The organism is Pseudomonas muyukensis, from assembly GCF_019139535.1.
GTDB classification, from domain to species: Bacteria; Pseudomonadota; Gammaproteobacteria; order Pseudomonadales; family Pseudomonadaceae; genus Aquipseudomonas; species Aquipseudomonas muyukensis.
Genome location: NZ_CP077073.1, coordinates 779,194 through 803,486, shown reverse-complemented (window position 1 = coordinate 803,486; position 24,293 = coordinate 779,194). Strand labels below are relative to the sequence as shown.

The following is a 24,293-nucleotide window of genomic DNA, read 5'->3' as shown; positions in this document are numbered from 1 at the left end:
ACGCCTCGGCAAGGCCGCTCCTACAGAGGACCGCGGTCGCCTGTAGCAGCGGCCTTGCGTCGCGAAAAGGCTGCAAAGCAGCCCCAATGCGCAATCTACAAGGTCTGCAGCTGAGCCGGGCTCGGTACCTGCAACAGGTACTCGATCAACTCAGCCACCGGCAACGGCCGGCTCACCAGGAAACCCTGCACCTGGTCGCAGCCAAACGCCCGCAGCAGCGCCAGCTGCGCTTCACTCTCGACCCCTTCGGCGACCACCTCCAGGTTGAGGTTGTGCGCCAGGTTGATCATCGCGTGCACCAGCTTGGCGTTTTCCTCGCGCTGCTCCATGCCGCCGACAAAGCTGCGATCGACCTTGAGCAAGGTGATCGGCAGGCTGTTCAGGTGCACGAACGAAGAGAACCCGGTGCCAAAATCGTCCAGCGAAAAGCGCACACCCAGGCGGCCCAGGGCATCCATGGTCTGGCGCACCAGTTCGTTGCGGCGCATCACCGCCGTTTCGGTCAACTCGAACTCCAGCCAACGCGCATCCACGCCATGCTCGACGATCAGCCGGCTCAGGGTGGCCAGCAGCTGGCTGTCCTGAAACTGGCGGAAACTCAGGTTCACCGCCATGTGCAATGGCGCCAGGCCATGCTCGCGCAGGGCCTGCATATCGCTCAGCGCGCGGGAGATGACCCAGTAGCCCAGCGGCACGATCAACCCGCTCTGCTCGGCCAGCGGCACGAACTCGGCAGGCGGCAGCAGGCCGCGCTCGGGATGGTTCCAACGCACCAGCGCCTCGAGGCCGACGATGCGCCCATCGACCAGGTTCAACCGTGGCTGGTAGTGCAGCTCCAGCTCGTCACGGCGCAGGGCGCGGCGCAGCTCGCTCTCCAGGTCGGCGAGGCTGCGGGCGTTGCGGTTGATCCGCTCGTTGAACACATGGAAGGTACAACCCTGGCTGCCCTTGGCCTGGCGCATGGCAATGTGCGCATGCCACATCAAGGGGTCGGCGCCGGCCTGGGCGCGGGCGTGGGCGATGCCCAGGCTGCAGCCGAGCAACAGGCTCTCGCCGTCGATCCAGTAGGGCTCGGTCAGTGCCTCGATGATGCCTTCGGCCAGCCACTCGGCGCGACTGGGGTCGCGGCGTGTGTCGATCAACAGGGCGAATTCATCGCTGCCCAGGCGCGCCAGCTGGTCGCCGGCCTCCAGCTGCTTCTTCAGGCGGGCAACCACCTGCAGGATCAGCCGGTCGCCACCCTGGTGGCCGAGCGCGTCGTTGACGTGGCGGAAATTGTCGAGGTCCAGATGACCCAGCGCCAGGCCACGGCCATCGTTCTCGGCCAGGCGCGCCGTGAGCAGTGCCTGGAAGCCCTGGCGGTTGGCGATGCCGGTCAACGGGTCCTGCTCGGCCAGGCGCTGCAAGGTGGCGACCAGCACGCCCCGTTCGCGGACATGGCGCAAGGAACGACGCAGGGTGTCGGTGCTCAGTTGCGCCAGCACCAGCCAGTCGCTCACGCCCACCGGTGCGCTGGCCGGCTCCTGCTCCAGCAGCAGGATGGTCGGCAGCTCGCAGCGCCCCGGGGCCGGCTGCAGGGCCGGCGTGGCCAGCACCACCGCCTGGCGGTCATGGGCGAACAGGCTGTCCACCGCCGCCCAGTTCGGCGCGGTCAGCAGCACGACGCTACCGCCCAGCGGCTGCAGGCACTCGCGCAGGTGCCCGGCCCATTCCGGCTCATCGGCCAACAGCAGCAAACGCAGGGGTTCGACAGGCGTGGACAAGCGGGCTCCTTAGACGAGGGCGGTGAAACGACGAGCGCGGGCCATCCTACCCGAATAAGTGAAAATGATTTTCACTTTTAATCATTGCCCGTCCGTGGTCGCCATCCCGACGCAATTTGACGTGCATCCTGCGCGAAAGTAGCAGAAGCGGCAAATCCGATTCGCGCCCTGCATCACACTGTCAGACGGTCGCGCATTAAAGGCCCCATGCCTGCTAGAATGCGCGGCTATTTTCTGGCGACCCCCGGTTTCTAGCATGTCCCGACTCAATCCCCGGCAACAGGAAGCCCGTGACTACGTCGGCGGCCCTCTTTTGGTGCTCGCCGGTGCAGGCTCCGGCAAGACCAGCGTGATCACGCGCAAGATTGCCCACCTTATCCAAAACTGCGGCATCCGCGCCCAGTACATCGTCGCCATGACCTTCACCAACAAGGCCGCGCGCGAGATGAAGGAGCGGGTCGGCACCCTGCTGCGCCCGGGGGAAGGCCGGGGCCTGACCGTGTGCACCTTCCACAACCTGGGCCTGAACATCATCCGCAAGGAGCACGAGCGCCTGGGCTACAAGCCGGGGTTCTCGATCTTCGACGAGTCCGACATCAAGGCGTTGCTGTCGGACATCATGCAGAAGGAATACTCCGGCGACGACGGCATCGACGAGATCAAGAACATGATCGGTGCCTGGAAGAACGACCTGATCCTGCCTCCTGAAGCCCTGGAAAAGGCGCGCAACCCGCGCGAACAAACCGCGGCCATCGTCTACACCCACTACCAGCGCACGCTCAAGGCGTTCAACGCGGTGGACTTCGACGACCTGATCCTGCAACCGGTCAAGCTGTTCCAGGAGCACCCCGAGGTGCTCGAGCGCTGGCAGAACCGCGTGCGCTACCTGCTGGTGGACGAATACCAGGACACCAACGCCAGCCAGTACCTGCTGGTGAAGATGCTGATCGGCATGCGCAACCAGTTCACCGTGGTCGGCGACGATGACCAGTCGATCTACGCCTGGCGTGGCGCGCGTCCGGAAAACCTGATGCTGCTCAAGGAGGACTACCCCTCCCTGAAAGTGGTGATGCTCGAGCAGAACTACCGCTCCACCAGCCGCATCCTGCGCTGCGCCAACGTGCTGATCGCCAACAACCCGCACGACTTCGAGAAGCAGTTGTGGAGCGAAATGGGCGTGGGCGACGAGATCCGCGTGATCCGCTGCAAGAACGAGGAAGCCGAGGCCGAACGCGTGGCCATGGAAATCCTCACCCTGCACCTGCGCACCAACCGGCCGTACAGCGACTTCGCCATCCTCTACCGGGGCAACTACCAGGCCAAGCTGATCGAGCTGAAGCTGCAGCACCACCAGGTACCGTACCGCCTGTCCGGCGGCAACAGCTTCTTCGGCCGCCAGGAGGTCAAGGACCTGATGGCCTACCTGCGCCTGCTGGTGAACCCGGACGACGACAACGCCTACCTGCGCGTCATCAACGTGCCGCGCCGCGAAATCGGCTCGACCACCCTGGAAAAGCTCGGCAACTACGCCACCGAGCGCGGTGTCTCGATGTACGCCGCCAGCGAGGAGCTGGGCCTGGGTGAGCACCTGGACGCGCGGTACACCGAGCGCCTGCAGCGTTTCAAGCACTGGCTCGACGGGGTCCGCCACAAGGTTGCCCTGGACGACCCGATCGCCGCGCTGCACGAGATGATCCGCGATATCGACTACGAAAACTGGATCCGCCAGCAGACCGCCAGCGACAAGGCCGCGGAGTTTCGCATCAGCAACGTCTGGTTCCTGGTCGAAGCGCTGAAGAACACCCTCGAGAAGGACGAAGAGGGTGACATGACCATCGAGGACGCCATCGGCAAGCTGGTGCTGCGCGACATGCTCGAGCGCCAGCAGGAAGAGGAAGAGAACGCCGAGGGTGTGCAGATGATGACCCTGCACGCCTCCAAGGGCCTGGAATTCCCCTACGTGTTCATCATGGGCATGGAGGAGGAAATTCTCCCCCACCGCTCGAGCATCGAGGCCGACACCATCGAGGAAGAACGCCGCCTGGCCTACGTGGGCATCACCCGCGCGCGCCAGACCCTGGCCTTCACCTTCGCCGCCAAGCGCAAGCAGTACGGTGAAATCATCGACTGCACGCCGAGCCGGTTCCTCGACGAACTGCCGCCGGACGACCTGGCCTGGGAAGGCCTGGACGATGCGCCCGTGGAAGTCAAAGCCGCGCGCGGCAACAACGCGCTGGCCGATATCCGGGCAATGCTCAAACGCTGATCAACCATTACTCTTTAACTTTGCCGCTTCTAGCGGCCACCTTTGCTACATCGAGGAATAAACAGTGGAAGCACTGCAGCAGAAGATTCGCGAAGAAGGCATCGTGCTTTCCGACCAGGTACTCAAAGTCGATGCGTTTCTAAACCACCAGATCGACCCTGCCCTGATGCAGCTGATCGGTGACGAATTCGCTCGCCTGTTCGCCGATTCGGGCGTGACCAAGATCGTCACCATCGAAGCCTCGGGTATCGCCCCGGCGGTGATGACTGGCCTGAAGTTGGGCGTGCCGGTGATCTTCGCCCGCAAGCACCAGTCGCTGACCCTGACCGAGAACCTGCTGACTGCCTCGGTGTACTCCTTCACCAAGCAGACCGAGAACACCGTGGCGATCTCGCCGCGCCACCTCAACAGCAGCGACCGCGTGCTGGTGATCGACGACTTCCTGGCCAACGGCAAGGCGTCGCAGGCGCTGATCTCGATCATCAAGCAGGCCGGCGCCACCGTGGCGGGCCTGGGCATCGTCATCGAGAAGTCGTTCCAGGGCGGCCGTGCCGAGCTGGACAGCCAGGGTTACCGCGTCGAATCGCTGGCCCGGGTCAAGTCGCTGGAAGGCGGCGTGGTCACTTTCATCGAGTAAAGCCTTGCTCGTACCCTGTAGGAGCGGCCTTGTGTCGCGAAAGGGCCGCAAAGCGGCCCCGGCGATCGTTGCATGAACGCTGAAATCCTGGGCCGCTACGCGCCCCTTTCGCGACACGAGGCCGCTCCTACAGGGGGCCAGGACTGCCCGGTATTATCGCGTCGCCTGAAGCGCCGCCAGCAGCAAGCGCTGATATAGCTCCTCCTTCAAACCCTGAGGGTCATCCAGCCGCATCCGCGCCAACTGTGCCCCATACCCCTCGGGCCCTGGCGCATCCAGCGCCGCCTTGCCCAGCTCCAGCGCCTCGCTCAGCTTGAATTTGCTCTTCAGCCAGTTCAGCGCCCTTAGCAGGTCGCGCTCTTCGGCTGTGAAATCACTGCCCAACGGATACTCCGGGAACAACCGCGCATGCCGTGCCCGGATCGTCGCCAGCCGCTCGGGCGTGTTGTCGGTGTAGCGCGCCTCCAGCACGAACGTCCTGGCCAGCTTGCCCGCCGCCTTGGCCTGGGCCATCAGTTCGCCCTGGAAACGCGAATCGCAAATCGCCAACAGCCGCGCGATCACTTCGCTGTCGGTCTGCCCACGCAGGTCGGCGATGCCGTACTCGGTGATCACGATATCGCGCAAGTGGCGGGGAATGGTGCAATGGCCGTAGCTGCAGTACAGGTTTGAGGTGACCTCGCCGCCAGCCTCGCGCCAGCTGCGCAACAGCAGAACCGAGCGCCCGCCTTCCAGCGCATGGCCCTGGGCGACGAAGTTGTACTGCCCGCCCACGCCGCTGAGCACCCGGCCATCCTCCAGCTGGTCGGCAACGCCGGCACCGAGCAAGGTCATGCCGAACACCGTGTTGAGGAAGCGGGCATCTCGCCGCTGGCGACGCTTGAGGTCTTCCTCGCCGTACAGCTCGTTGATGAAGCTGATCGCGCTCATGGCATAACGCGCACGCTGAGCCAACGGCATCTCCCGCAGGCGCTGATAGAACGCCCGCGGCCCGAGGAAGAAGCCACCGTGGATCAACACCCCGCGCTCGTCCGCCGGGCGCCGCACCACTCCGGCTTCGGCCAGCACCAACAGGCCGTTGACGAACATCTCGCTGCAGCCGTAGAGGCCCTGGGCAAAAGTGTCCAGGCCCCCTTCCCGGTCGATCAACGCCTGCCACGGCGCCACACCCAGCTCGCCGAGCAACGCGCGATAACCTGCGTTATCGCCCTGGCGCGCCAGCAGCGCCGCGGTCACGGCATCGCCCATGGCGCCGATGCCGACCTGCAAGGTGCCGCCATCTCGCACCAGGGCGCTGGCATACAGGCCGATGCAATGGTCCTGGGTAGTCACCGGCATGTTCGGCGTGGAGAACAAGCGGCGCTGCTCGGGTTGCTCGATCAGCAGGTCGAACTGCGCCAGCTCCAGTTCCGACGCCCCGGGCATATAGGGCAGCTCGCTGTGCACCTGGCCAAGTACCAGGATGGTCTCGCCCGCCGCCCGGCGCCGGGCGATCATCGGTAGCAGGTCGAGGGTGATATCAGGGTTGCAGGCCAGGCTCAGGTGATCGGGCCGCTCCGGCGTGGCCGCCACCAGCTGGGCGACCAGGTTCAGGCCCTTGGCGTTGATGTCGCGGGCGGCATGGCTGTAGTTGCTGCTGACGTAGTCCTGCTGCGCCGGTTCGCTGTGCAGCAGGCTGCCGGGCTGCATGAAAAACTGCTCCACGCGGATGTTTGGCGGCAGCCTGTCGGCGCGCAGGTCGGCCAGGTAGGTCAGCTCCTCGTAGTCGGCGAACACCCGCTCGACGAAGGGCTCGAGGAAGCGGCGCTGCAAGCCGTCGCCCAAGGGTGGGCGGCCCAGAGACAGGGCGGTGTAGATGGTCAGGCGCCGTTCGGGCAGGTCGCGCACCCGCGCATAGAGCGCGTTGACGAAAGCGTTGGGTTTGCCCAAGCCCAGGGGCAGGCCCATGTGGATATGGGTGGGCAGGCACGTCAGGACTTCGTCCACGGCCTGGTCGATGGGGCAGCGCTGCATCTGGGCCTCCTGGGTCATCCGTGGGGTCAGGACGTTGGACAGGGACTTGAGCGGGTTGGTTGCCTGCCCCTCGATGAGGCCAGCACTGGCCATGCAAAAACAAAACCCGCCATCAGCGGCGGGCTTGCTTGAAATCAGGCCGGGTTCACAGGCCCGACATCTTCTTGATCGCACCTTTGAGGTCATCGTCCGAGCAGTCCGCGCAGGTGCCTTTCGGTGGCATGGCGTTGATCCCGGTAATGGCCTTGGCCAGGATGCCGTCGAGGCCGCCCTGGTGGTCGGCGCGCTCTTTCCAGGCTGCGGTGTCGCCGATCTTGGGCGCATTCAGCAGGCCAGTGCCATGGCAAGCGTTGCAGTGCTTGGCGATGATCTCGTCCGGCGTCTTGGCAGCGCCACCGCCGGCAGTGGCGGCCACTTCCATGCCCTTGCATTCCTGGCCCTGCACGCACACCTGGCCCACCGGCTCGAGCCGCTTGGCGATGTCGTCGTTGGTTGCAGCGGTTGCGCTCATTGCCCAAAGGGCGAATACAGCTGCTGGTACGGCCAGCATCTTCTTGATTTGGTTCACGCGAACACCCTCATGGTGGCTAATCACGCCCGCGGCCACGGAATTGCGAGCGTTGAAAAGTATAGCGGGAACCCGGAAGGCGTGAAACGACCACACTCAGGGAAAGGGTATTGGCGAATCAATGCACTGCGCTGGATCAAAAGTTCGACGGGGTGGCGGCGCTGATCAGCCGGGCCGGCTCGGCGAACGGATTGCGGAAACGGTGCGGGCGGGTGCTTTCGAAGTAGTAGCTGTCGCCGGCTTCGAGAATGAATATCTCGGTGCCGACCACCAGCTCCAGGCGGCCTTCGAGGAGGATGCCCGTTTCTTCACCATCATGGGTGAGCATTTCCGCGCCGGTGTCGGCGCCGGGCGGGTAGACCTCGGTCAGAAACGCGATGGCGCGGTTGGGGTGCGACTTGCCGACCAGCTTCATGGTCACCGCGCCGTCGGAGATGTCGATCAGCTCATGGGCCTTGTAGACGATCTGGGTCGGGCTTTCCGGCGCCAGCTCCACCGAGAAGAACTCGACCATGGACATGGGGATGCCACTGAGCACCTTGCGCAGGGAGCTGATCGACGGGCTCACGCTGTTCTTCTCGATCATCGAGATGGTGCTGTTGGTCACCCCCGCGCGCTTGGCGAGTTCGCGCTGGGACAGGCCCTTGAGCTTGCGGATGGCTTGCAGTCGTTCACCGACGTCCAAAGCGGGAGCCTCCTGAAACGGTCGAGGTGGGGGAAGTGTGAACGATATGATGGCAATGCCGTTCAGTATTTACAACACACCGCCCCGCAGCCTGTCCGCTTCAGCGCCTTATTCGCCGATATAGTCCAGTGGCACGCGCTTGAGATTGCAGAAGATCTGGTACGGAATGGTCCCGGCCTGCAGCGCCACGTCGCTGGCCAGCACCTGCTTGCCCCACAGCTCGACCGGGCTGCCGACCGTGGCCTCGGGCACCTCGGTGAGGTCGACGCAGAGCATGTCCATCGACACCCGCCCGATCAACTGGGTGCGTTTGCCGGCCACCACCACCGGGGTGCCGGTTGGCGCCTGGCGCGGGTAGCCATCGGCGTAGCCCATGGCGACCACGCCAACCCGGGTCGGGCGCGGGCTGATGAACTTGGCGCCATAGCCCACCGGTTCACCGGCGGGCAGCTCGCGCAGGCTGATGATCCGCGATTGCAGGGTCATCACCGGCTGCAGGCGGGCCGCCTCGGCCTGCGCGACCTCGAACGGGGTGGCGCCGTAGAGCATGATGCCCGGGCGCACCCAGTCGCTCTTGATGTTCGGCCAGCCGAGCACGGCCGGCGAGTTGCGCAGGCTGCACTCGGCGGCCAGGCCCTGACGCGCGGCCTCGAACACCGCAACCTGCGCCTCGGTGGCGGCGGCGTCCAGCTCATCGGCGCGGGCAAAGTGGCTCATCAGCACGATGCGCGAAACCTTGCCGCTGGCCAGCAGGCGCTGGTAGGCGTCGTGGTAGTCCTTGGGGTGAATGCCGACCCGATGCATGCCGGTGTCCAGCTTCAGCCAGAGGGTCAGCGGCTTGTGCACCTGGCTTTTCTCGATCGCTTCGAGCTGCCACAGCGAATGCACCACGCACCACAGGTCATGCTCGGCGATCAGCGCCAGCTCGCCGGCCTCGAAGAAACCCTCGAGCAGCAGCACCGGGGCCTTGATGCCCGCCGCGCGCAATTCCAGGGCTTCCTCGATGCAGGCCACGGCAAAGCCGTCGGCCTCGGTTTCCAGGGCCAGGGCGCAACGCACCGCGCCATGGCCATAGGCGTCGGCCTTGACCACCGCCAGGGCCTTGGCACCGGTCAGCTCACGGGCCAGGCGGTAGTTGTGACGGAGGGCTTGGAGATCGATCAGGGCACGGGCGGGGCGCATGGCGGCAGCCTTATGGTGTTCAGGTTGAAATCGGTGTTGGTTCTTTAACGGGGCAAGTCGCGACGACGGTGCGGCGATCCGACTTGCCCCGCGAAAGGGCCGCTGCAGGCGACCTTACTGCTGGTGGGCAGGCGCGGCCTGGCCGTGCTTGGCCTGCTCCCGGTTGTTACCGTAGCGGGAGATATCCAGGCCTTCGGCGCTGATCTGCGGCTTCTTGCGGGCGATCAGATCGGCCAGCAAACGGCCGGATCCACACGCCATGGTCCATCCCAGGGTGCCGTGACCGGTATTGAGGAACAGGTTACGGAACCGGGTGGCGCCCACGATCGGGGTGCCGTCCGGGGTCGCCGGACGCAGGCCGGTCCAGAAGCTGGCCTGGCTCAGGTCGCCGCCGCGAGGATAAAGGTCGTTGACGATCATCTCCAGCGTTTCGCGTCGACGCGGGTTCAGCGACAGGTCAAAACCGGCGATTTCAGCCATGCCACCGACACGGATGCGGTTGTCGAAGCGGGTGATGGCGACCTTGTAGGTCTCGTCGAGGATGGTCGAGGTCGGTGCCATGTCGCCATCGGTGATCGGCACGGTCAGCGAATAGCCCTTGAGCGGGTATACCGGCGCCTTGATGCCCAGCGGCTTGAGCAACTGCGGCGAGTAGCTGCCCAGCGCCAGCACGTAGCGGTCGGCGGTTTCCAGCTTGCCGTCGATCCACACGCCGTTGATCCGATCACCGGCGAAGTCCAGGCGCTGGATAGCCTGGCCAAAACGGAATTCGACGCCCAGCTTGATGGCCATGTCGGCGAGCTTGGTGGTGAACAGCTGGCAGTCGCCGGTCTGGTCGTTGGGCAGGCGCAGGGCGCCGGCCAGGATGTCCTTGACGCCGGCCAGGGCCGGTTCGACGCGGGCGATGCCATCGCGGTCGAGCAGCTCGTAAGGCACGCCGGACTGCTCGAGCACGGCGATGTCCTTGGCCGCGGCATCCACCTGGGCCTGGGTGCGGAACAGCTGGGTGGTGCCCAGGCTGCGGTTCTCGTAGGCGATGCCGGTTTCGGCGCGCAGCTCGTCGAGGCAGTCGCGGCTGTACTCGGACAGGCGCACCATGCGCTCCTTGTTCACCGCGTAGCGGCTGGCGGTGCAGTTGCGCAGCATCTGCGCCATCCACAGGTACTGGTCGACATCGCCGGTCAACTTGATGGCCAGGGGCGCGTGGCGCTCGAGCAGCCACTTGATGGCCTTGAGCGGCACGCCTGGGGCGGCCCAGGGCGAGGCATAGCCGGGCGAGATCTGGCCGGCGTTGGCAAAGCTGGTTTCCATGGCCACCGCCGGTTGGCGATCGACCACCGTCACCTCGAAACCTTGTCGGGCCAGATAGTAGGCACTGGCGGTTCCGATGACACCGCTACCAAGTACCAGCACTCGCATTGTTCATCCCTCGCACGCGGCTCGCCGCAGTCTTTTGTTGATATGGCATGGATGCGCGCATTGTATGAACTACAGACCAGTGCAATTCACTATATAAACGCCTATATTTGGCGAGAATTCTCGGCAATATTGCCTTTCACGGAGGGGCATCCCCTATGAGAACCCAGCACCAAAGCAAGCGTGAACTGGACAAGATCGACCGCAACATTCTGCGAATCCTGCAGAATGACGGGCGTATCTCGTTCACCGAACTGGGCGAGAAAGTCGGGCTGTCCACCACCCCTTGCACCGAGCGCGTACGCCGCCTGGAGCGCGAGGGAATCATCATGGGCTACAACGCCCGCCTCAACCCGCAGCACTTGAAGGGCAGCCTGCTGGTGTTCGTCGAGATCAGCCTGGACTACAAGTCCGGCGACACCTTCGAGGAGTTCCGCCGCGCAGTGCTCAAGCTGCCCCACGTCCTGGAATGCCACCTGGTGTCGGGTGACTTCGACTACCTGGTGAAAGCTCGCATTTCGGAAATGGCCTCGTACCGCAAGCTGCTCGGCGACATCCTGCTCAAGCTGCCCCATGTGCGCGAGTCGAAGAGCTACATCGTGATGGAGGAAGTCAAAGAGAGCCTGTGCCTGCCGATTCCGGACTGAGGCCTCAGACCAGCACCTGACGGGTGCTGGCGATATAGTTGTGCACCAGCTGTTCGGCCGCCGGGTCGATCGGCTGCTGCGGGCCACGGCCACGGGGGCAGGCCAGGCGCGGCGTGGTGCCGAACAGGCGGCAGATCATTGGCCGCTCTTGGTACACCGTGCAGCCGTCAGGCCCCAGGTGCACGCAGTCCAGGCGCTCCAGCGCGGCGTCCTGCTCGGCCTGGGCCTTGCGCGGCAGGCGGGCCATTTCCTCGGCCGAGGTGGTGACCGGGCCACAGCAATCATGGCAGCCGGGCTCGCACTCGAAGGAGGGAATGAGTTCGCGCAGGAAGTGGATCTTGTGGCGGTTGCAGGACATGACCGAAGACAGAACGATGAATGTGCCTGGATTATAAGCCCAATAGCAGGGTGCGCCGATGCGACTTGCCCCGCGATTGGCCAACTGCCTATCCTCCCCCTTTAGTCTCAACCCAGGAATCGCCCCATGGTCTACAGCGCGCAGCACGCCGCCTCCTACTACGCCGCCAGCAGCGCGCCACACCCAGACCATCCGTTCCTGCAAGGCGAGCACAGCGCCGACGTATGCATCGTCGGCGGCGGCTACTCGGGCCTGAACACCGCCATCGAACTGGCCGAGCGCGGTTTCTCGGTGATCCTCCTCGAAGCCCGCAAGCTCGGCTGGGGCGCCAGCGGCCGCAACGGTGGCCAGCTCATCCGCGGCGTCGGCCACGGCCTCGAGCAGTTTCTCCCGGTGATCGGTGAAGAAGGCGTACGCAGCCTCAAGCTGATGGGCCTGGAAGCTGTGGAAATGGTCCGCGAGCGCGTCGAGCGCCATGGCATCGACTGCGACCTGACCTGGGGCTACTGCGACCTGGCCAACAAGCCCGCCGAGCTGCAAGGCTTCGCCGAGGACGCCGAGGAACTGCGCGGCCTGGGTTATCGCCACGAACTGCGCCTGGTGCAGCCCGGCGACGTGCACGCGGTAGTGGGTTCGGACCGCTATGTCGGTGGCCTGGTCGACATGGGCTCAGGCCACCTGCACCCGCTCAACCTGGCACTTGGCGAAGCCGCCGTGGCCAGCAGCCTGGGCGTCGGCCTGTACGAGCAATCGCAAGTGTCCCGCATCGAGTATGGCCCCGAGGTGAAGGTACACACCGCCCAGGGTCGGGTGCGGGCCAAGACCCTGGTACTGTGCTGCAACGCCTACCACAACGACCTCAACCGCGAACTGGGCGGCAAGGTGCTGCCCGCCGGCAGCTATATCATCGCCACCGAGCCGTTGGGCGAGGCGCGCGCGCGGCAACTGCTGCCGCAGAACATGGCGGTATGCGACCAGCGTGTGGCGCTGGACTACTACCGCCTGTCCGCCGACCACCGCCTGCTGTTCGGCGGCGCCTGCCATTATTCCGGGCGCGATCCACGGGATATCGCCGCCTACATGCGGCCAAAGATGCTCAAGGTGTTCCCGCAACTGGCCAATGTGCGCATCGACTACCAATGGGGTGGCATGATCGGCATCGGCGCCAACCGCCTGCCGCAGATCGGCCGCCTGGCCAGCCAGCCCAACGTCTATTACGCCCAGGCCTATTCCGGCCATGGCCTGAACGCCACCCACCTGGCCGCACGCCTGCTGGGCGAGGCCATCAGCGGCCAGCAGGGCGGGCGCTTCGACTTGTTCGCCAAGGTGCCGCACCCGACCTTCCCCGGCGGCAAGCTGATGCGCTCGCCGTTGCTGGCACTGGGGATGCTCTGGTACCGGCTCAAGGAGCTGGTCTGAACAGCTGCCCGCCGAAGCAGGTCATAGCCGCTACGCCTTCCAGAACGGCTTGCAGCCCTCTTTCCACGCTTCTTCGCAGCTCAACCCGATATCCTGCAACTGGCGCGCATCCAGGTCCAGCAGGGCCTTGCGGGTGCGCCATCGGTGCAGCATCTGGCCAAGACGAGTGTCGTAGACCTGGGTGCGTTGCCCTGCCTCCAGCTCCTTGGCCAACAACTGCACACGCACATCGCTCATGCTTCCCATCGCCGTACTCTCCCTACTCAGCTGATACCGTGGAGTGAGCATGCGCGCCAGACGCGCGAGGATACAGATCCAACACCGGTTTATTATTCCCATACAGAATTGGCACAAACTCGGCTGAATGCAGTATTTTCTGCCTATCTGTATCGGTACCTGACCCGCACCCTGCGCAGGAGTATCCCGTGACGCTCTACTTCAACCTGGCCGAGCTGCTTGGCTCGCGCATCGAGCAAGGCCTCTATCGCCCGGGCCAGCGCCTGCCGTCGGTGCGCGCCCTGAGCGTGGAGCACGGCGTCAGCCTGAGCACCGTGCAGCAGGCCTACCGCCTGCTTGAGGACAACGGCCTGGTATCGCCCCGGCCCAAGTCCGGCTACTTCGTCGCCGAGGACCGTCTGCTCCCGGCCCTGCCCGACATCAGCCGGCCAGCCCAACGGCCGGTGGATATCTCCCAGTGGGAACAGGTGCTGGAGCTGGTGCGCGCCACCCCGCACCCCGACGTGATCCAGCTCGGCCGCGGCATGCCCGATGTCGACAGCCCCACGCTCAAGCCACTGCTACGCAGCCTGGCGCAGATCAGCCGGCGCATGGACATGCCCGGCCTGTACTACGACAACATCCACGGCAACGCCCACCTGCGCGAGCAGATCGCCCGGTTGATGCTCGACTCCGGCTGCCGCCTGGGCCCGTCAGACCTGGTGGTGACCACCGGTTGCCATGAGGCGTTGTCATGCAGCATCCGCGCCGTGTGCCAGCCGGGCGACATCGTCGCGGTCGATTCGCCCAGCTTCCATGGCGCCATGCAGACACTCAAGGGCCTGGGCATGAAGGCCCTGGAAATCCCTACCGACCCGATCACCGGCATCAGCCTGGAGGCCCTGGAACTGGCCCTGGAGCAGTGGCCGATCAAGCTCATCCAGATCACCCCCAGCTGCAACAACCCAATGGGCTACATCATGCCCGAGGCGCGCAAGAAGGCCTTGCTGACGCTGGCCCAGCGCTACGACGTGGCGATCCTCGAGGACGATGTGTATGGCGACCTGGCCTACACCTACCCGCGCCCGCGAACCCTCAAGTCATTCGACGACGATGGCCGGGTACTGCTGTGCAGTTCGTTCTCCAAGACCCTCGCCCCCGGCCTGCGGGTCGGCTGGGTAGCGCCGGGGCGCTACCTGGAACGGGTGCTGCACATGAAGTACATCAGTACCGGCAGCACCGCCTGCCAGCCGCAGTTGGCGGTCGCCGACTTCATCGCCGAAGGCCACTACCAACCGCACTTGCGGCGCATGCGCAGCCAGTACCAGCGCGGCCGCGATCTGATGTGCGACTGGGTGACCCGCTACTTCCCGCCCGGCACCCGCGCCAGCCGGCCACAGGGTGGCTTCATGCTGTGGGTGGAGTTGCCGGAAAGTTTCGATACGCTGCGCCTGAACCGCGCTTTACTGGAACAAGGTGTGCAGATCGCCGTCGGCAGCATCTTTTCGGCCTCGGGCAAGTACCGCAATTGCCTGCGCATGAACTTCGCCGCCCGACCTACGGCGCAGGTAGAGGCTGCCGTGCGCAAGGTCGGCGAAACCGCCCTTCGTCTACTGGATGCCGAACGCACCGGCGGGTAACTTTGCGCCGCTTGCCACGGTCCAACCCCATAAGCCCTTGCTGCACAGGACGATCCACCCTTGAGACTCCAGCGCGCCTTGCCTCTGCTGCTGGTGCTGCTGCTCGGCCTGTCGGGCTGCGCCAGCGTCGGCACGCCCCGCGAAGTCAGCCAGGCCCTGCCGGCCGGCGATTCGGCGTTCGGCCGTTCGGTGCAGCGCCAGGCCGCGCCCTACGAAGGGCGCTCGGGCTTTCGCCTGCTGCCCAACAGCAACGAGGCGTTCCGCGCCCGCGCCGAGCTGATCCGCAACGCCCAGGCCAGCATCGACCTGCAGTACTACATCGTCCACGACGGCCTCAGCACCCGCGCCCTGGTGCACGAGCTGCTGCGCGCCGCCGACCGCGGCGTGCGCGTGCGCATCCTGCTCGACGACACCACCAGCGACGGCCTGGACAACCTGATGGGCACCCTCGCCGCCCACCCGAACATCCATATCCGCGTGTTCAACCCCCTGCACCTGGGGCGCAGCACCGGTGCCACCCGCGCCGTCGGCCGGCTGTTCAACCTGTCGCGCCAGCACCGGCGCATGCACAACAAGCTGTTCCTGGTGGACAACAGCATGGCCATCGTCGGCGGGCGCAACCTGGGCGACGAATACTTCGACGCCGAGCCCAACCTCAACTTCACCGACATCGACCTGCTGGGCGTCGGGCCTGTGGCCGAACAGCTCGGCCACAGTTTCGACCAGTACTGGAACAGCGCCCTGAGCCGGCCCATCGGCGACTTTCTCTGGTGGCCGCCCGACGCAGGCGACCTGTGGGCCAGCCGACAGCGCCTGGAAGTGTCCCTGGCCGAGGCGCGCACCCGGCGCAAGGCCCTGTACGACCGGCTCATGGCCTACCAGACCGAACCACGCCTGGACATCTGGCGCAACGAGCTGATCTGGGCCCACGGCCAGGCGCTGTGGGACGCACCGAGCAAGGTGCTGGCCGATGACGAGCCAGACCCGCAACTGCTGCTGACCCAGCAACTGGCCCCGGACCTGAACGCCGTGCACAAGGAGCTGATCCTGGTCTCGGCCTATTTCGTGCCGGGCGAACCAGGCCTGCTGTACCTCACCAGCCGGGCCGACGCCGGCACCTCGGTCAAGCTGCTGACCAACGCGCTGGAGGCCACCGACGTGCCAGCGGTGCACGGTGGCTACGCACCCTACCGTCGCGCCCTGCTGGAGCACGGCGTGCAGCTGTACGAGCTGCGCCGCCAGCCCGGCTCGCCGCGGCTGCGGCTGGGCTTTCACGGCAGCTCTGATTCGAGCCTGCACAGCAAGGCGATGGTCTTCGACCGACGCAAGACCTTCATCGGCTCGTTCAACTTCGACCCGCGCTCGGTGCTGTGGAACACCGAGGTCGGCGTGCTGGTGGACAGCCCGGAGCTGGCCGAATACACCCGCGAACTGGCGGTGCAGGGCATGGCCCCGGCACTGAGCTACCAGGTCAAGCTGGTGGACGGCAAGCTGGCCTGGGCGACCGAGGACAATGGCCAGCGACATGTGCTGGTGACCGAGCCTGGCGGCCTGTGGCGGCGCTTCAATGCCTGGATCAGCAAGGCGGTCGGGCTGGAGAAGATGTTGTAGAACGCATCACCAGACCGGCGATCAGGCCGACGCCGGCTCGAAGGCATCCCGTCGACGGGTCAGCAGTACCAACCCCGCCGCGCCCACCGCCATCAGCAACGGCAACGCATGCCCGCTGATCCATTGGCTACCCGCTCCGGCCAGCAACGGCCCGATCAGGCAACCGATGCCCCACAGCTGCGCCACGTGGGCATTGGCCCGTACCAGCGCGTCGTCGCGGTAGCGCTCGCCAATCAGCACCAGCGACAACGTGAACAAGCCACCGGCACTGGCGCCGAACAGCACCCACAGCGGCCAGATCGCCAGCGTGTGCAACAGCAACGGAATCGCCAGGCTCGACAGCAGCAAGGTCACGGCGCAACCGCTGAACAGCGTGCGCCGCGACATGCGGTCGGCCAGCGCGCCAATCGGCAGTTGCAACAGCGCATCCCCCACCACCACCGTGCTGACCATGAACAACGCCACTTCCGTGGTGAAGCCCTGCTGCAGGCAGTACACCGGCAACAGGGTGAGGATCATCGCCTCGAACGCGGCGAACAAGGCGATGGCCCAGGCGATCACCGGCAGGCGCCGGCAGAAACCGAACAAGTCGACGAGGGTAACGCTGCACGCCTCGGTGGTCGGCGCACCACCGCGCCCCAACAGGATCAACGGCGCGACCAGCAGCAAGCCGGTCGCCGCCCAGAACCCGAAATCATCGTCCGAGCCCAGCAAACCCAGCACCAACGGCCCGGCCAGTTGGCTCAGGGCATAGCTGCTGCCGTACAGCGCCACCAGCCGACCACGCCATTGCTCGACCACCAGTTGGTTGATCCAGCTCTCGCCGAGGATGAACACCACGGTCAGCGACATGCCGATCATCAGCCGCAGCAACAGCCACAGCGTATAGCTGGGCAGCAGCGCCAGCAGGCCAATCGACAACGCCCCGCCCAACAGGCACAGGCGCATGGCCGCAGGCACGCCGACCCAACTGGCCAGGCGGCTGGACAAGCTGGCACCGACCAGCACGCCGAGCGCCGGCATCGCCGCCATCACGCCAATGGCAAACCCGCCGTAGCCCCAGCCCTCCAGGCGCAAGGACACCAGCGGCATGCTCACGCCGAGCGCGAGCCCGACACTGAGCACTGCGGCCAGTACGGCAAAGTAGGTTCCCCAACGCATGATGGCCTCCGGGTGGAAAAAACAGGGCAGAAAGCATCGCGGGGCAAGCCCGCCCCCACGTCGATTGTGGGAGCGGGCTTGCCCCGCGAAAAGGCGCTAGTCGATTACAGCTTGATCCAGGTCGCCTTCAGCTCGGTGTACTTGTCCAGGGCGTGCAGCGACTTGTCACGGCCATTGCCCGACTGCTTGAAGCCACCGAACGGCGCGGTCATGTCGCCGCCGTCGTACTGGTTGACCCAGACGCTGCCGGCGCGCACGGCGCGGGCGGTGTTGTGGGCCTTGGAGATATCCGCGGTCCAGATCCCGGCGGCCAGGCCATACGGGGTGTCGTTGGCAATCGCCACCGCTTCTTCGGCGGTGTCGAAGGTGATCACCGACAGTACCGGGCCGAAGATCTCTTCCTTGGCGATCTTCATGGCGTTGGTCACACCGTCGAAGATGGTCGGCTCGACGTAGGTGCCGCCGGTTTCTTCGAGGATGCGCTTGCCACCGGCCAGCAGCTTGGCGCCGTCCTGGTGGCCAGCGTCGATGTACGACAGCACGGTGTTCATCTGCTGGGTGTCGACCAGTGCGCCGACAGTGGTCGCCGGATCCAGCGGGTTGCCCGGCTTCCAGGCCTTGAGGGCCTCGACCACCATGGGCAGGAACTTGTCCTTGATCGAGCGCTCGACCAACAGGCGCGAACCTGCGGTGCAGACTTCGCCCTGGTTGAAGGCGATGGCACTGGCCGCGGCCTCGGCGGCGGCCTGCAGGTCAGGGGCGTCGGCAAAGACGATGTTCGGGCTCTTGCCACCGGCTTCCAGCCAGACACGCTTCATGTTCGACTCGCCGGCATACACCATCAGTTGCTTGGCGATCTTGGTCGAGCCGGTGAACACCAGGGTGTCGACGTCCATGTGCAGGGCCAGGGCCTTGCCCACGGTGTGGCCGTAGCCTGGCAGCACGTTCAGCACGCCTTTCGGGATACCGGCCTCGATCGCCAGCTGGGCGATACGGATGGCGGTCAGTGGCGACTTCTCCGACGGCTTGAGCACGACCGAGTTACCGGTGGCCAGGGCCGGGCCAAGTTTCCAGCAGGCCATCAGCAGCGGGAAGTTCCAGGGGACGATGGCGCCAACCACACCCACTGGCTCGCGGGTAACCAGACCGAGCTGGTCGTGCGGGGTCGGCGCGACTTCGTCGTAGACTTTGTCGATGGCTTCGGCAGTCCAGTGGATGGCCTGGGCCGCGCCGGGAATGTCGATGGAAGAGGAGTCACCGATCGGCTTGCCCATGTCGAGGGTTTCGAGCAGGGCCAGTTCCTCGACGTGCTTGCGCAGCAGATCGGCGAAACGGATCAGCTTGGCCTTGCGCTTGGCCGGGGCCAGGCGCGACCAGGCCCCGGATTCGAACACGGCGCGGGCATTGTCGACGGCGCGGTTGGCGTCGGCCAGGTCGCAGCTGGCGACCTTGGCCAGGAAGCGTCCGTCCACCGGGCTCAGGCAGTCGAAGGTTTCACCGGAGGCGGCATCGGTGTATTCGCCGTCGATGAAGGCGCGGCCTTCGATCTTCAGTTGCTGGGCACGCTGTTCCCAGTCCGCACGAGTCAGGGTGGTCATAGGAAACTCCTCTCTTGTTAAGGTGCAACGCCGCACTGAGGACTCACGGGCGCTGTCAGAAATTCTGGCCAGGCGACGAACGCACACCGGCACCCGACACCCTAAACCAGGGCGGGGAAACTATCAATATATTTGACACGAATGGCCTAAACGCCTACTGATGTGCATTTTATTAAACAACAACAGGGTAACCACCATGAGCATCGCCAGCATCGTCGATTTTGCCCAGGTACTCACCGAGGCCGAACGCTACCGCCCGGCGGCGGAGAAAATCCTCAAGGGCGAGCCTGACCAGGCTGTCTACAACCATTACGCCAGCCCCTGCGGGCAGTTCGCCGCCGGCGTCTGGGAAGGTGAGATGGGGCAGTGGACGGTGAGCTACACCGAGCACGAATACTGCGAAATCGTCCAGGGCGTGTCGGTACTGCGCGACCAGGAAGGCAACGCCAAGACCCTGCGCAGCGGTGACCGCTTCGTCATTCCGGCCGGCTTCAAGGGTACCTGGGAGGTGCTGGAGCCGTGCCGCAAGATCTACGTGCTGTTCGAACAGAAGTAAGCACAGGGGAGCAGGCTTGCCCCGCGATGGCGTTCGGACAGGCATAAAAAAACCCGCCACCTTGCGGTTGCGGGTTTTTTCAGGTTGCCGATCAATTACTTGATCTTGGCTTCCTTGTACACCACGTGCTTGCGGACGACCGGATCGTACTTCTTGATCTCGATCTTGTCCGGAGTGGTGCGCTTGTTCTTGTCGGTGGTGTAGAAGTGGCCGGTACCGGCACTCGAAACCAGACGGATCAATTCACGCATGACGTTCTCCTTAGAACTTTTCGCCGCGAGCACGCAGCTCGGCCAGCACTACGTCGATACCACGCTTGTCAATGACGCGCATGCCTTTGGCGGATACGCGCAGACGCACGAAACGCTTCTCGGACTCAACCCAGAAACGGTGGTGCTGCAGGTTCGGCAGGAAACGACGACGGGTTTTGTTGTTTGCGTGGGAAATGTTGTTCCCGGTTACTGGACCCTTACCAGTAACTTGACAGACTCTCGACATGACTCAGCCCTCTAAAACCACATGCCCAACCCGGCATGGGTTGGCCGCTTAATCTCTCAGTCTTTGGCGCCAGGCGCCGTGATTCTGGAGGTCTTATCGACCGGATCCGCTGATGCGACAGGCCGAGCCCCTAGAAAAGAGCGCTGCTTTATACCAGAAAGACTACGCCGCAACAACAGAAGATGAGCATCCCGGTGCTGCAAATCGCGCGCGAGCAGCATAGCGACTCGCCCGCCGCACTGTCGACCACTCGTCGACAGCCCGTGGAAAAAGAAGGTGGTCATTTGCGAAAACGCACACTAGGGTAGGACGATTTCCAGACTGCACCGGCAGATGGGCCATCTGACCAGCCAAGGAGCCGCCATGCGTGCCGCCGCCCTCTCACTCTTCTTCACCGCGCTGTGCACCGCCGGCCTGGCCCAGGCTGCGCCGCTGGCGGTATGCAGCGAAGCTAGCCCCGAAGGCTTCGACGTGGTGCAGTACAACTCGCTGACCACCACCAACGCCTCGGCCGACGTGCTGATGAACCGCCTGGTCGAATTCGACGCCGACGCAGGCAAGGTGGTGCCGAGCCTGGCGCAAAGCTGGACGGTGTCGCCCGACGGCCTGATCTACGATTTCACCCTGCGCCCGGACGTGAAGTTCCACACCACGCCGTACTTCAAGCCGAGCCGCGAACTGGACGCCGACGATGTGCTGTTCAGCTTCCAGCGCATGCTCTACCCGGCCCATGCCTGGCACAAGACCGCCGCGGGCGGCTACCCGCATGCCCAGTCGCTGCAGCTGGGCAGCCTGATCAAGGCCATCGATGCGCCGGACCCGCACACCGTGCGCTTCACCCTGACCCATGCCGACGCCACCTTCCTGGCGACCCTGAGCATGGGCTTCGCATCGATCTACTCCGCCGAGTACGCCGACAAGCTGCTCAAGGCCGGCACCCCGGAAAAGCTCAACAGCCAGCCGATCGGCAGCGGGCCGTTCGTGTTCCAGCGCTTCCAGAAGGACGCCGTGGTGCGCTACCGCGCCAACCCGGAGTACTTCGCCGGCAAACCGGCCGTGGACCCGCTGGTGTTCGCCATCACCCCGGACGCCAACGTGCGCCTGCAAAAGCTCAAGCGCGGCGAGTGCCAGATGGCCCTGTCGCCCAAGCCGCTGGACATCGCCGAGGCCGACAAGGACGGCAACCTCAAGGTCGCCACCACCCCGGCGTTCATGACCGCCTTCGTCGCCATCAACAGCCAGCATCCACCGCTGGACAAGCCCGAAGTGCGCCAGGCGATCAACCTCGCCTTCGACAAGCAGGCCTACCTAAAGGCCGTGTTCGAAGACACCGCCATCGCCGCCAACGGCCCCTACCCGCCTAACACCTGGAGCTACGCCAAGGACCTGCCCGGCTACGCCATGGACCCCAAGAAGGCCAAGGCGCTGCTGGCCAAGGCGGGCCTGGCCAAGGGCTTCGAGACCACGATCTGGACCCGCCCGTCGGGCAGCCTGCTCAATCCCAACCCCAGCCTGGGCGCGCAGATGCTCCAGGCCGACCTGGCCAAGGTCGGCATCAAGGCCGAGATCCGCACCATCGAGTGGGGCGAGTTGATCCGCCGTGCCAAGGCCGGCGAGCATGACTTGCTGTTCATGGGCTGGGCCGGCGACAACGGCGACCCGGACAACTTCCTCAGCCCGCAGTTTTCCTGCGCAGCGGTCAAGTCGGGGACCAACTTCGCACGGTTCTGCGACAGCCGCCTCGACCAGCTGATCAACGCCGGGCGCACCACCAACGACCAGAGCGTGCGCAGCCGGCTGTACCAGCAGGCGCAGACGCTGATCCAGCAGCAGGCGCTGTGGCTGCCGCTGGCCCATCCGACGGCCGCAGCGCTGTTGCGCCAAGGCGTGGAGGGCTACCAGGTGAACCCGTTCGGACGGCAGGATTTCAGCAAGGTTTCGGTCAATCGCTGAGACCTGCATGGCTGCACCGGCTCCTACGGGTCAAACCGGCAGGAGCCGGCTTGCCGGCGAAAGGGCCAGCAAGGCCTGTCGCAAGCTAACCCGCCAACCACCCATGCTCGACCATCGACAACGGCTCGCCCTCACCGACGATGACATGATCCAGCACCCGGATATCGATCAACGCCAGTGAGCGCTTCAAGACCTGCGTCAAGTGCACGTCGTCCTGGCTCGGCTCGCAGCTCCCCGACGGATGGTTGTGGCACAGGATCAACGCCGCCGCGTTGTGCAGCAGCGCCCGACGCACCACCTCCCGCGGGTAGATGCTCGCCCGGTCGATCGTGCCGCGAAACAGGATCTCGAACACCAGCGGACGATGCTTGGTATCCAGGAACAGGCAACCGAACACCTCGCTGGCTTCATGCCGCAGCATGGCCTTCAAGTAGCGCCGCACCGCCTGCGGGCTGTCCATGGCCGACTCGCGCTCGATGGCCAACGCCAGGTGCCTGCGGCCGATTTCCAGCAACGCCTGCAACTGGCTGAACCTGACCGGGCCCAACCCCAGCTCGCTGACAAACGCCTCGCGGTCGGCCTCAAGCACCTGGCGCAAACCGCCAAACCTGCGCAACAGGCCGCGCGCCAGCTCCAACACATTGCGCCCGCGCACCCCCGACCCGAGAAACACCGCCAGCAGCTCGGCATCCGACAAGCTACCCGCCCCACGCAGCAGCAGTTTCTCCCGCGGCCGCTCCTGCGCCGGCCACTCCCTGATGTTCATGCCCCCTCCTCCTGCGTTACTGCGGCCCCTCCGGGCGCTGTGGTAATCTAGTGCGCTTCGCAGATGCGACGTTCTGCCGCAGGCAGCCAGCGTCGCCACCCGCTTTCACTGGAATAAGGCAAGGCCTATGCAGCGGTTGTATCGCAAGCGCATCGTTCTCGGCGTCGGTGGCGGCATCGCCGCCTACAAGAGCGCCGAGCTGATCCGCCGACTCCTGGAACACGGCGCGCAAGTGCGCGTGGTCATGACTCGCGGGGGCGCCGAGTTCATCACCCCGCTCACGCTGCAGGCGCTGTCCGGCCACCCTGTGCACATGGACCTGCTCGACCCCGCCGCCGAAGCGGCCATGGGCCATATCGAGCTGGCAAAATGGGCCGACCTGGTGCTGATCGCCCCGGCCACCGCCGACCTGATGGCGCGCCTGGCCCAGGGCATGGCCGACGACCTGCTGACCACCTTGGTACTGGCCACCGACGCCACCGTCGCCGTGGCCCCGGCCATGAACCAGGCCATGTGGCGCGACCCGGCCACCCAGGACAACCTCGAGCTGCTCAAGCGCCGCGGCATCCAGGTGTTCGGCCCGGCCTCCGGCAGCCAGGCCTGCGGCGACGTCGGCCTGGGCCGCATGCTCGAAGCCACGGACCTGGCCTGGTGCGCCGCCGAAAGCTTCAAGCGCCAGGCGCTGACCGGCAAGCATGTGCTGATCACCGCCGGCCCGACCCAGGAAAACATCGACCCGGTGCGCTACATCACCAACCATAGTTCAGGGAAGATGGGCTTTGCCCTGGCCGAAGCGGCCGCCGAAGCCGGGGCCCGGGTAACCCTCGTCACCGGCCCGGTGCACCTGCCGACGCCCGATCGGGTCAGCCGCATCGACGTGGTCAGCGCCCGAGACGTGCTCGCGGCCTGCGAGGCGGCCATGCCCTGCGACCTGTTCATTGCCTCGGCGGCGGTCGCAGACTACCGCCCAGAGGTAGTCGCCCCACAGAAGCTCAAGAAAGATCCCACCACCGGCGACGGCATGCTGCTGCAGATGGTGCGCAATCCCGATATCCTTGCGACCATTGCCGGTCGTGCCGATCGCCCGTTCAGCGTTGGCTTCGCCGCCGAAACCGAGCACCTGCTCGACTACGCCACGCGCAAGCTCAAGGACAAGAACCTCGACCTGATCGTCGCCAATGATGTGGCCAACCCCAGCATCGGCTTCAACAGCGAGGAGAACGCCCTGACCGTGATCGACCGCCAGCAGCACCAGACCCTCTTCGCGCAGACCAGCAAGGGCAAGATCGCCCGTCAGCTGGTCGCCTTCATCGCCGAACGGCTCAACCAGGTTCAATAAG

At 65.2% G+C, this 24,293-nt stretch carries 22 protein-coding genes; 9 read left to right on the top strand and 13 right to left on the bottom strand.

What is annotated here, in order from left to right:
- Positions 1-95 precede the first annotated feature (95 nt).
- On the bottom strand, positions 96-1,763 hold the full coding sequence (locus KSS95_RS03760) for a putative bifunctional diguanylate cyclase/phosphodiesterase (RefSeq protein WP_217851791.1): 1,668 nt from the start codon (positions 1,761-1,763) through the stop codon (positions 96-98).
- Between the two features lie 256 nt (positions 1,764-2,019).
- On the opposite strand from KSS95_RS03760, the gene rep reads away from it, so the two are divergent.
- The gene (gene rep, locus KSS95_RS03755) at positions 2,020-4,029 is read left to right on the top strand and encodes a DNA helicase Rep (protein ID WP_217851789.1); all 2,010 of its coding nucleotides are present in this window, start codon (positions 2,020-2,022) and stop codon (positions 4,027-4,029) included.
- Between the two features lie 64 nt (positions 4,030-4,093).
- Entirely contained in the window at positions 4,094-4,666 is a 573-nt protein-coding gene (locus tag KSS95_RS03750; protein WP_011536381.1) for a xanthine phosphoribosyltransferase, read from the top strand.
- Positions 4,667-4,819: 153 nt separating this feature from the next.
- Here KSS95_RS03750 and KSS95_RS03745 read toward each other — a convergent pair whose 3' ends face one another.
- The 5 genes from KSS95_RS03745 to dadA form a co-directional block, all read right to left on the bottom strand.
- Entirely contained in the window at positions 4,820-6,679 is a 1,860-nt protein-coding gene (locus KSS95_RS03745) for an acetyl-CoA hydrolase/transferase C-terminal domain-containing protein (RefSeq protein WP_217853925.1), read from the bottom strand.
- Between the two features lie 145 nt (positions 6,680-6,824).
- Positions 6,825-7,247, bottom strand: a complete 423-nt coding sequence (locus KSS95_RS03740) for a c-type cytochrome (protein WP_177414180.1) — start codon at positions 7,245-7,247, stop codon at positions 6,825-6,827.
- A 136-nt stretch (positions 7,248-7,383) separates the two neighbouring features.
- A complete protein-coding gene (locus KSS95_RS03735) occupies positions 7,384-7,932 on the bottom strand; it encodes a cupin domain-containing protein (RefSeq protein WP_134689215.1) in 549 nt (182 codons plus the stop codon).
- 108 nt (positions 7,933-8,040) lie between these two features.
- On the bottom strand, positions 8,041-9,114 hold the full coding sequence (gene alr / locus KSS95_RS03730; RefSeq protein WP_217851787.1) for an alanine racemase: 1,074 nt from the start codon (positions 9,112-9,114) through the stop codon (positions 8,041-8,043).
- A 114-nt stretch (positions 9,115-9,228) separates the two neighbouring features.
- A complete protein-coding gene (gene dadA, locus KSS95_RS03725; RefSeq protein WP_217851785.1) occupies positions 9,229-10,533 on the bottom strand; it encodes a D-amino acid dehydrogenase in 1,305 nt (434 codons plus the stop codon).
- Positions 10,534-10,688: 155 nt separating this feature from the next.
- Here dadA and dadR point away from each other — a divergent pair, with 155 nt between their 5' ends.
- Positions 10,689-11,177 carry a transcriptional regulator DadR gene (gene dadR, locus KSS95_RS03720; RefSeq protein WP_003258963.1) on the top strand — a complete coding sequence of 163 codons (489 nt, stop codon included), beginning with the start codon at positions 10,689-10,691 and terminating at the stop codon, positions 11,175-11,177.
- Positions 11,178-11,181: 4 nt separating this feature from the next.
- On the opposite strand, the gene KSS95_RS03715 is transcribed toward dadR, so the two are convergent.
- Positions 11,182-11,535: a YkgJ family cysteine cluster protein gene (locus tag KSS95_RS03715; protein WP_217851783.1), complete on the bottom strand. Its 354-nt coding sequence runs from the start codon at positions 11,533-11,535 to the stop codon at positions 11,182-11,184.
- Between the two features lie 126 nt (positions 11,536-11,661).
- Between KSS95_RS03715 and KSS95_RS03710 the strand changes: the two genes are divergently transcribed.
- On the top strand, positions 11,662-12,954 hold the full coding sequence (locus KSS95_RS03710; protein ID WP_217851781.1) for an NAD(P)/FAD-dependent oxidoreductase: 1,293 nt from the start codon (positions 11,662-11,664) through the stop codon (positions 12,952-12,954).
- 30 nt (positions 12,955-12,984) lie between these two features.
- Here the strand turns inward: KSS95_RS03710 and KSS95_RS03705 are convergent, their stop codons facing one another.
- Positions 12,985-13,200: a DUF1127 domain-containing protein gene (locus KSS95_RS03705; protein ID WP_217851779.1), complete on the bottom strand. Its 216-nt coding sequence runs from the start codon at positions 13,198-13,200 to the stop codon at positions 12,985-12,987.
- 179 nt (positions 13,201-13,379) lie between these two features.
- Here KSS95_RS03705 and KSS95_RS03700 point away from each other — a divergent pair, with 179 nt between their 5' ends.
- Together KSS95_RS03700 and KSS95_RS03695 are read left to right on the top strand one after the other, a co-directional pair.
- Positions 13,380-14,810: an aminotransferase-like domain-containing protein gene (locus KSS95_RS03700; protein WP_217851777.1), complete on the top strand. Its 1,431-nt coding sequence runs from the start codon at positions 13,380-13,382 to the stop codon at positions 14,808-14,810.
- Between the two features lie 60 nt (positions 14,811-14,870).
- A complete protein-coding gene (locus KSS95_RS03695; protein WP_217851775.1) occupies positions 14,871-16,421 on the top strand; it encodes a phospholipase D family protein in 1,551 nt (516 codons plus the stop codon).
- A 21-nt stretch (positions 16,422-16,442) separates the two neighbouring features.
- On the opposite strand, the gene KSS95_RS03690 is transcribed toward KSS95_RS03695, so the two are convergent.
- Both KSS95_RS03690 and KSS95_RS03685 read right to left on the bottom strand, forming a co-directional pair.
- Positions 16,443-17,582 (bottom strand): MFS transporter, encoded by a 1,140-nt coding sequence (locus KSS95_RS03690; RefSeq protein ID WP_217851773.1) that lies wholly within the window; start codon positions 17,580-17,582, stop codon positions 16,443-16,445.
- A 104-nt stretch (positions 17,583-17,686) separates the two neighbouring features.
- On the bottom strand, positions 17,687-19,180 hold the full coding sequence (locus KSS95_RS03685; protein ID WP_134689206.1) for an aldehyde dehydrogenase: 1,494 nt from the start codon (positions 19,178-19,180) through the stop codon (positions 17,687-17,689).
- Positions 19,181-19,376: 196 nt separating this feature from the next.
- Here KSS95_RS03685 and KSS95_RS03680 point away from each other — a divergent pair, with 196 nt between their 5' ends.
- Positions 19,377-19,736 (top strand): cupin domain-containing protein, encoded by a 360-nt coding sequence (locus tag KSS95_RS03680; protein ID WP_217851771.1) that lies wholly within the window; start codon positions 19,377-19,379, stop codon positions 19,734-19,736.
- Between the two features lie 95 nt (positions 19,737-19,831).
- Here KSS95_RS03680 and rpmG read toward each other — a convergent pair whose 3' ends face one another.
- Positions 19,832-19,987 carry a 50S ribosomal protein L33 gene (rpmG, locus tag KSS95_RS03675; protein WP_003253507.1) on the bottom strand — a complete coding sequence of 52 codons (156 nt, stop codon included), beginning with the start codon at positions 19,985-19,987 and terminating at the stop codon, positions 19,832-19,834.
- A gap of 10 nt (positions 19,988-19,997) precedes the next feature.
- On the bottom strand, positions 19,998-20,234 hold the full coding sequence (gene rpmB / locus KSS95_RS03670; RefSeq protein ID WP_003258972.1) for a 50S ribosomal protein L28: 237 nt from the start codon (positions 20,232-20,234) through the stop codon (positions 19,998-20,000).
- 363 nt (positions 20,235-20,597) lie between these two features.
- Here rpmB and KSS95_RS03665 point away from each other — a divergent pair, with 363 nt between their 5' ends.
- On the top strand, positions 20,598-22,187 hold the full coding sequence (locus KSS95_RS03665) for an ABC transporter substrate-binding protein (RefSeq protein WP_217851769.1): 1,590 nt from the start codon (positions 20,598-20,600) through the stop codon (positions 22,185-22,187).
- An 85-nt stretch (positions 22,188-22,272) separates the two neighbouring features.
- Here KSS95_RS03665 and radC read toward each other — a convergent pair whose 3' ends face one another.
- Positions 22,273-22,953, bottom strand: coding sequence for a RadC family protein (gene radC / locus KSS95_RS03660; RefSeq protein ID WP_217851767.1), 681 nt, complete (start codon positions 22,951-22,953; stop codon positions 22,273-22,275).
- Between the two features lie 127 nt (positions 22,954-23,080).
- Here radC and coaBC point away from each other — a divergent pair, with 127 nt between their 5' ends.
- Complete coding sequence (coaBC, locus tag KSS95_RS03655) at positions 23,081-24,292, top strand: bifunctional phosphopantothenoylcysteine decarboxylase/phosphopantothenate--cysteine ligase CoaBC (protein WP_217851765.1); 1,212 nt, start codon at positions 23,081-23,083, stop codon at positions 24,290-24,292.
- The last annotated feature ends 1 nt before the right edge of the window (position 24,293 follow it).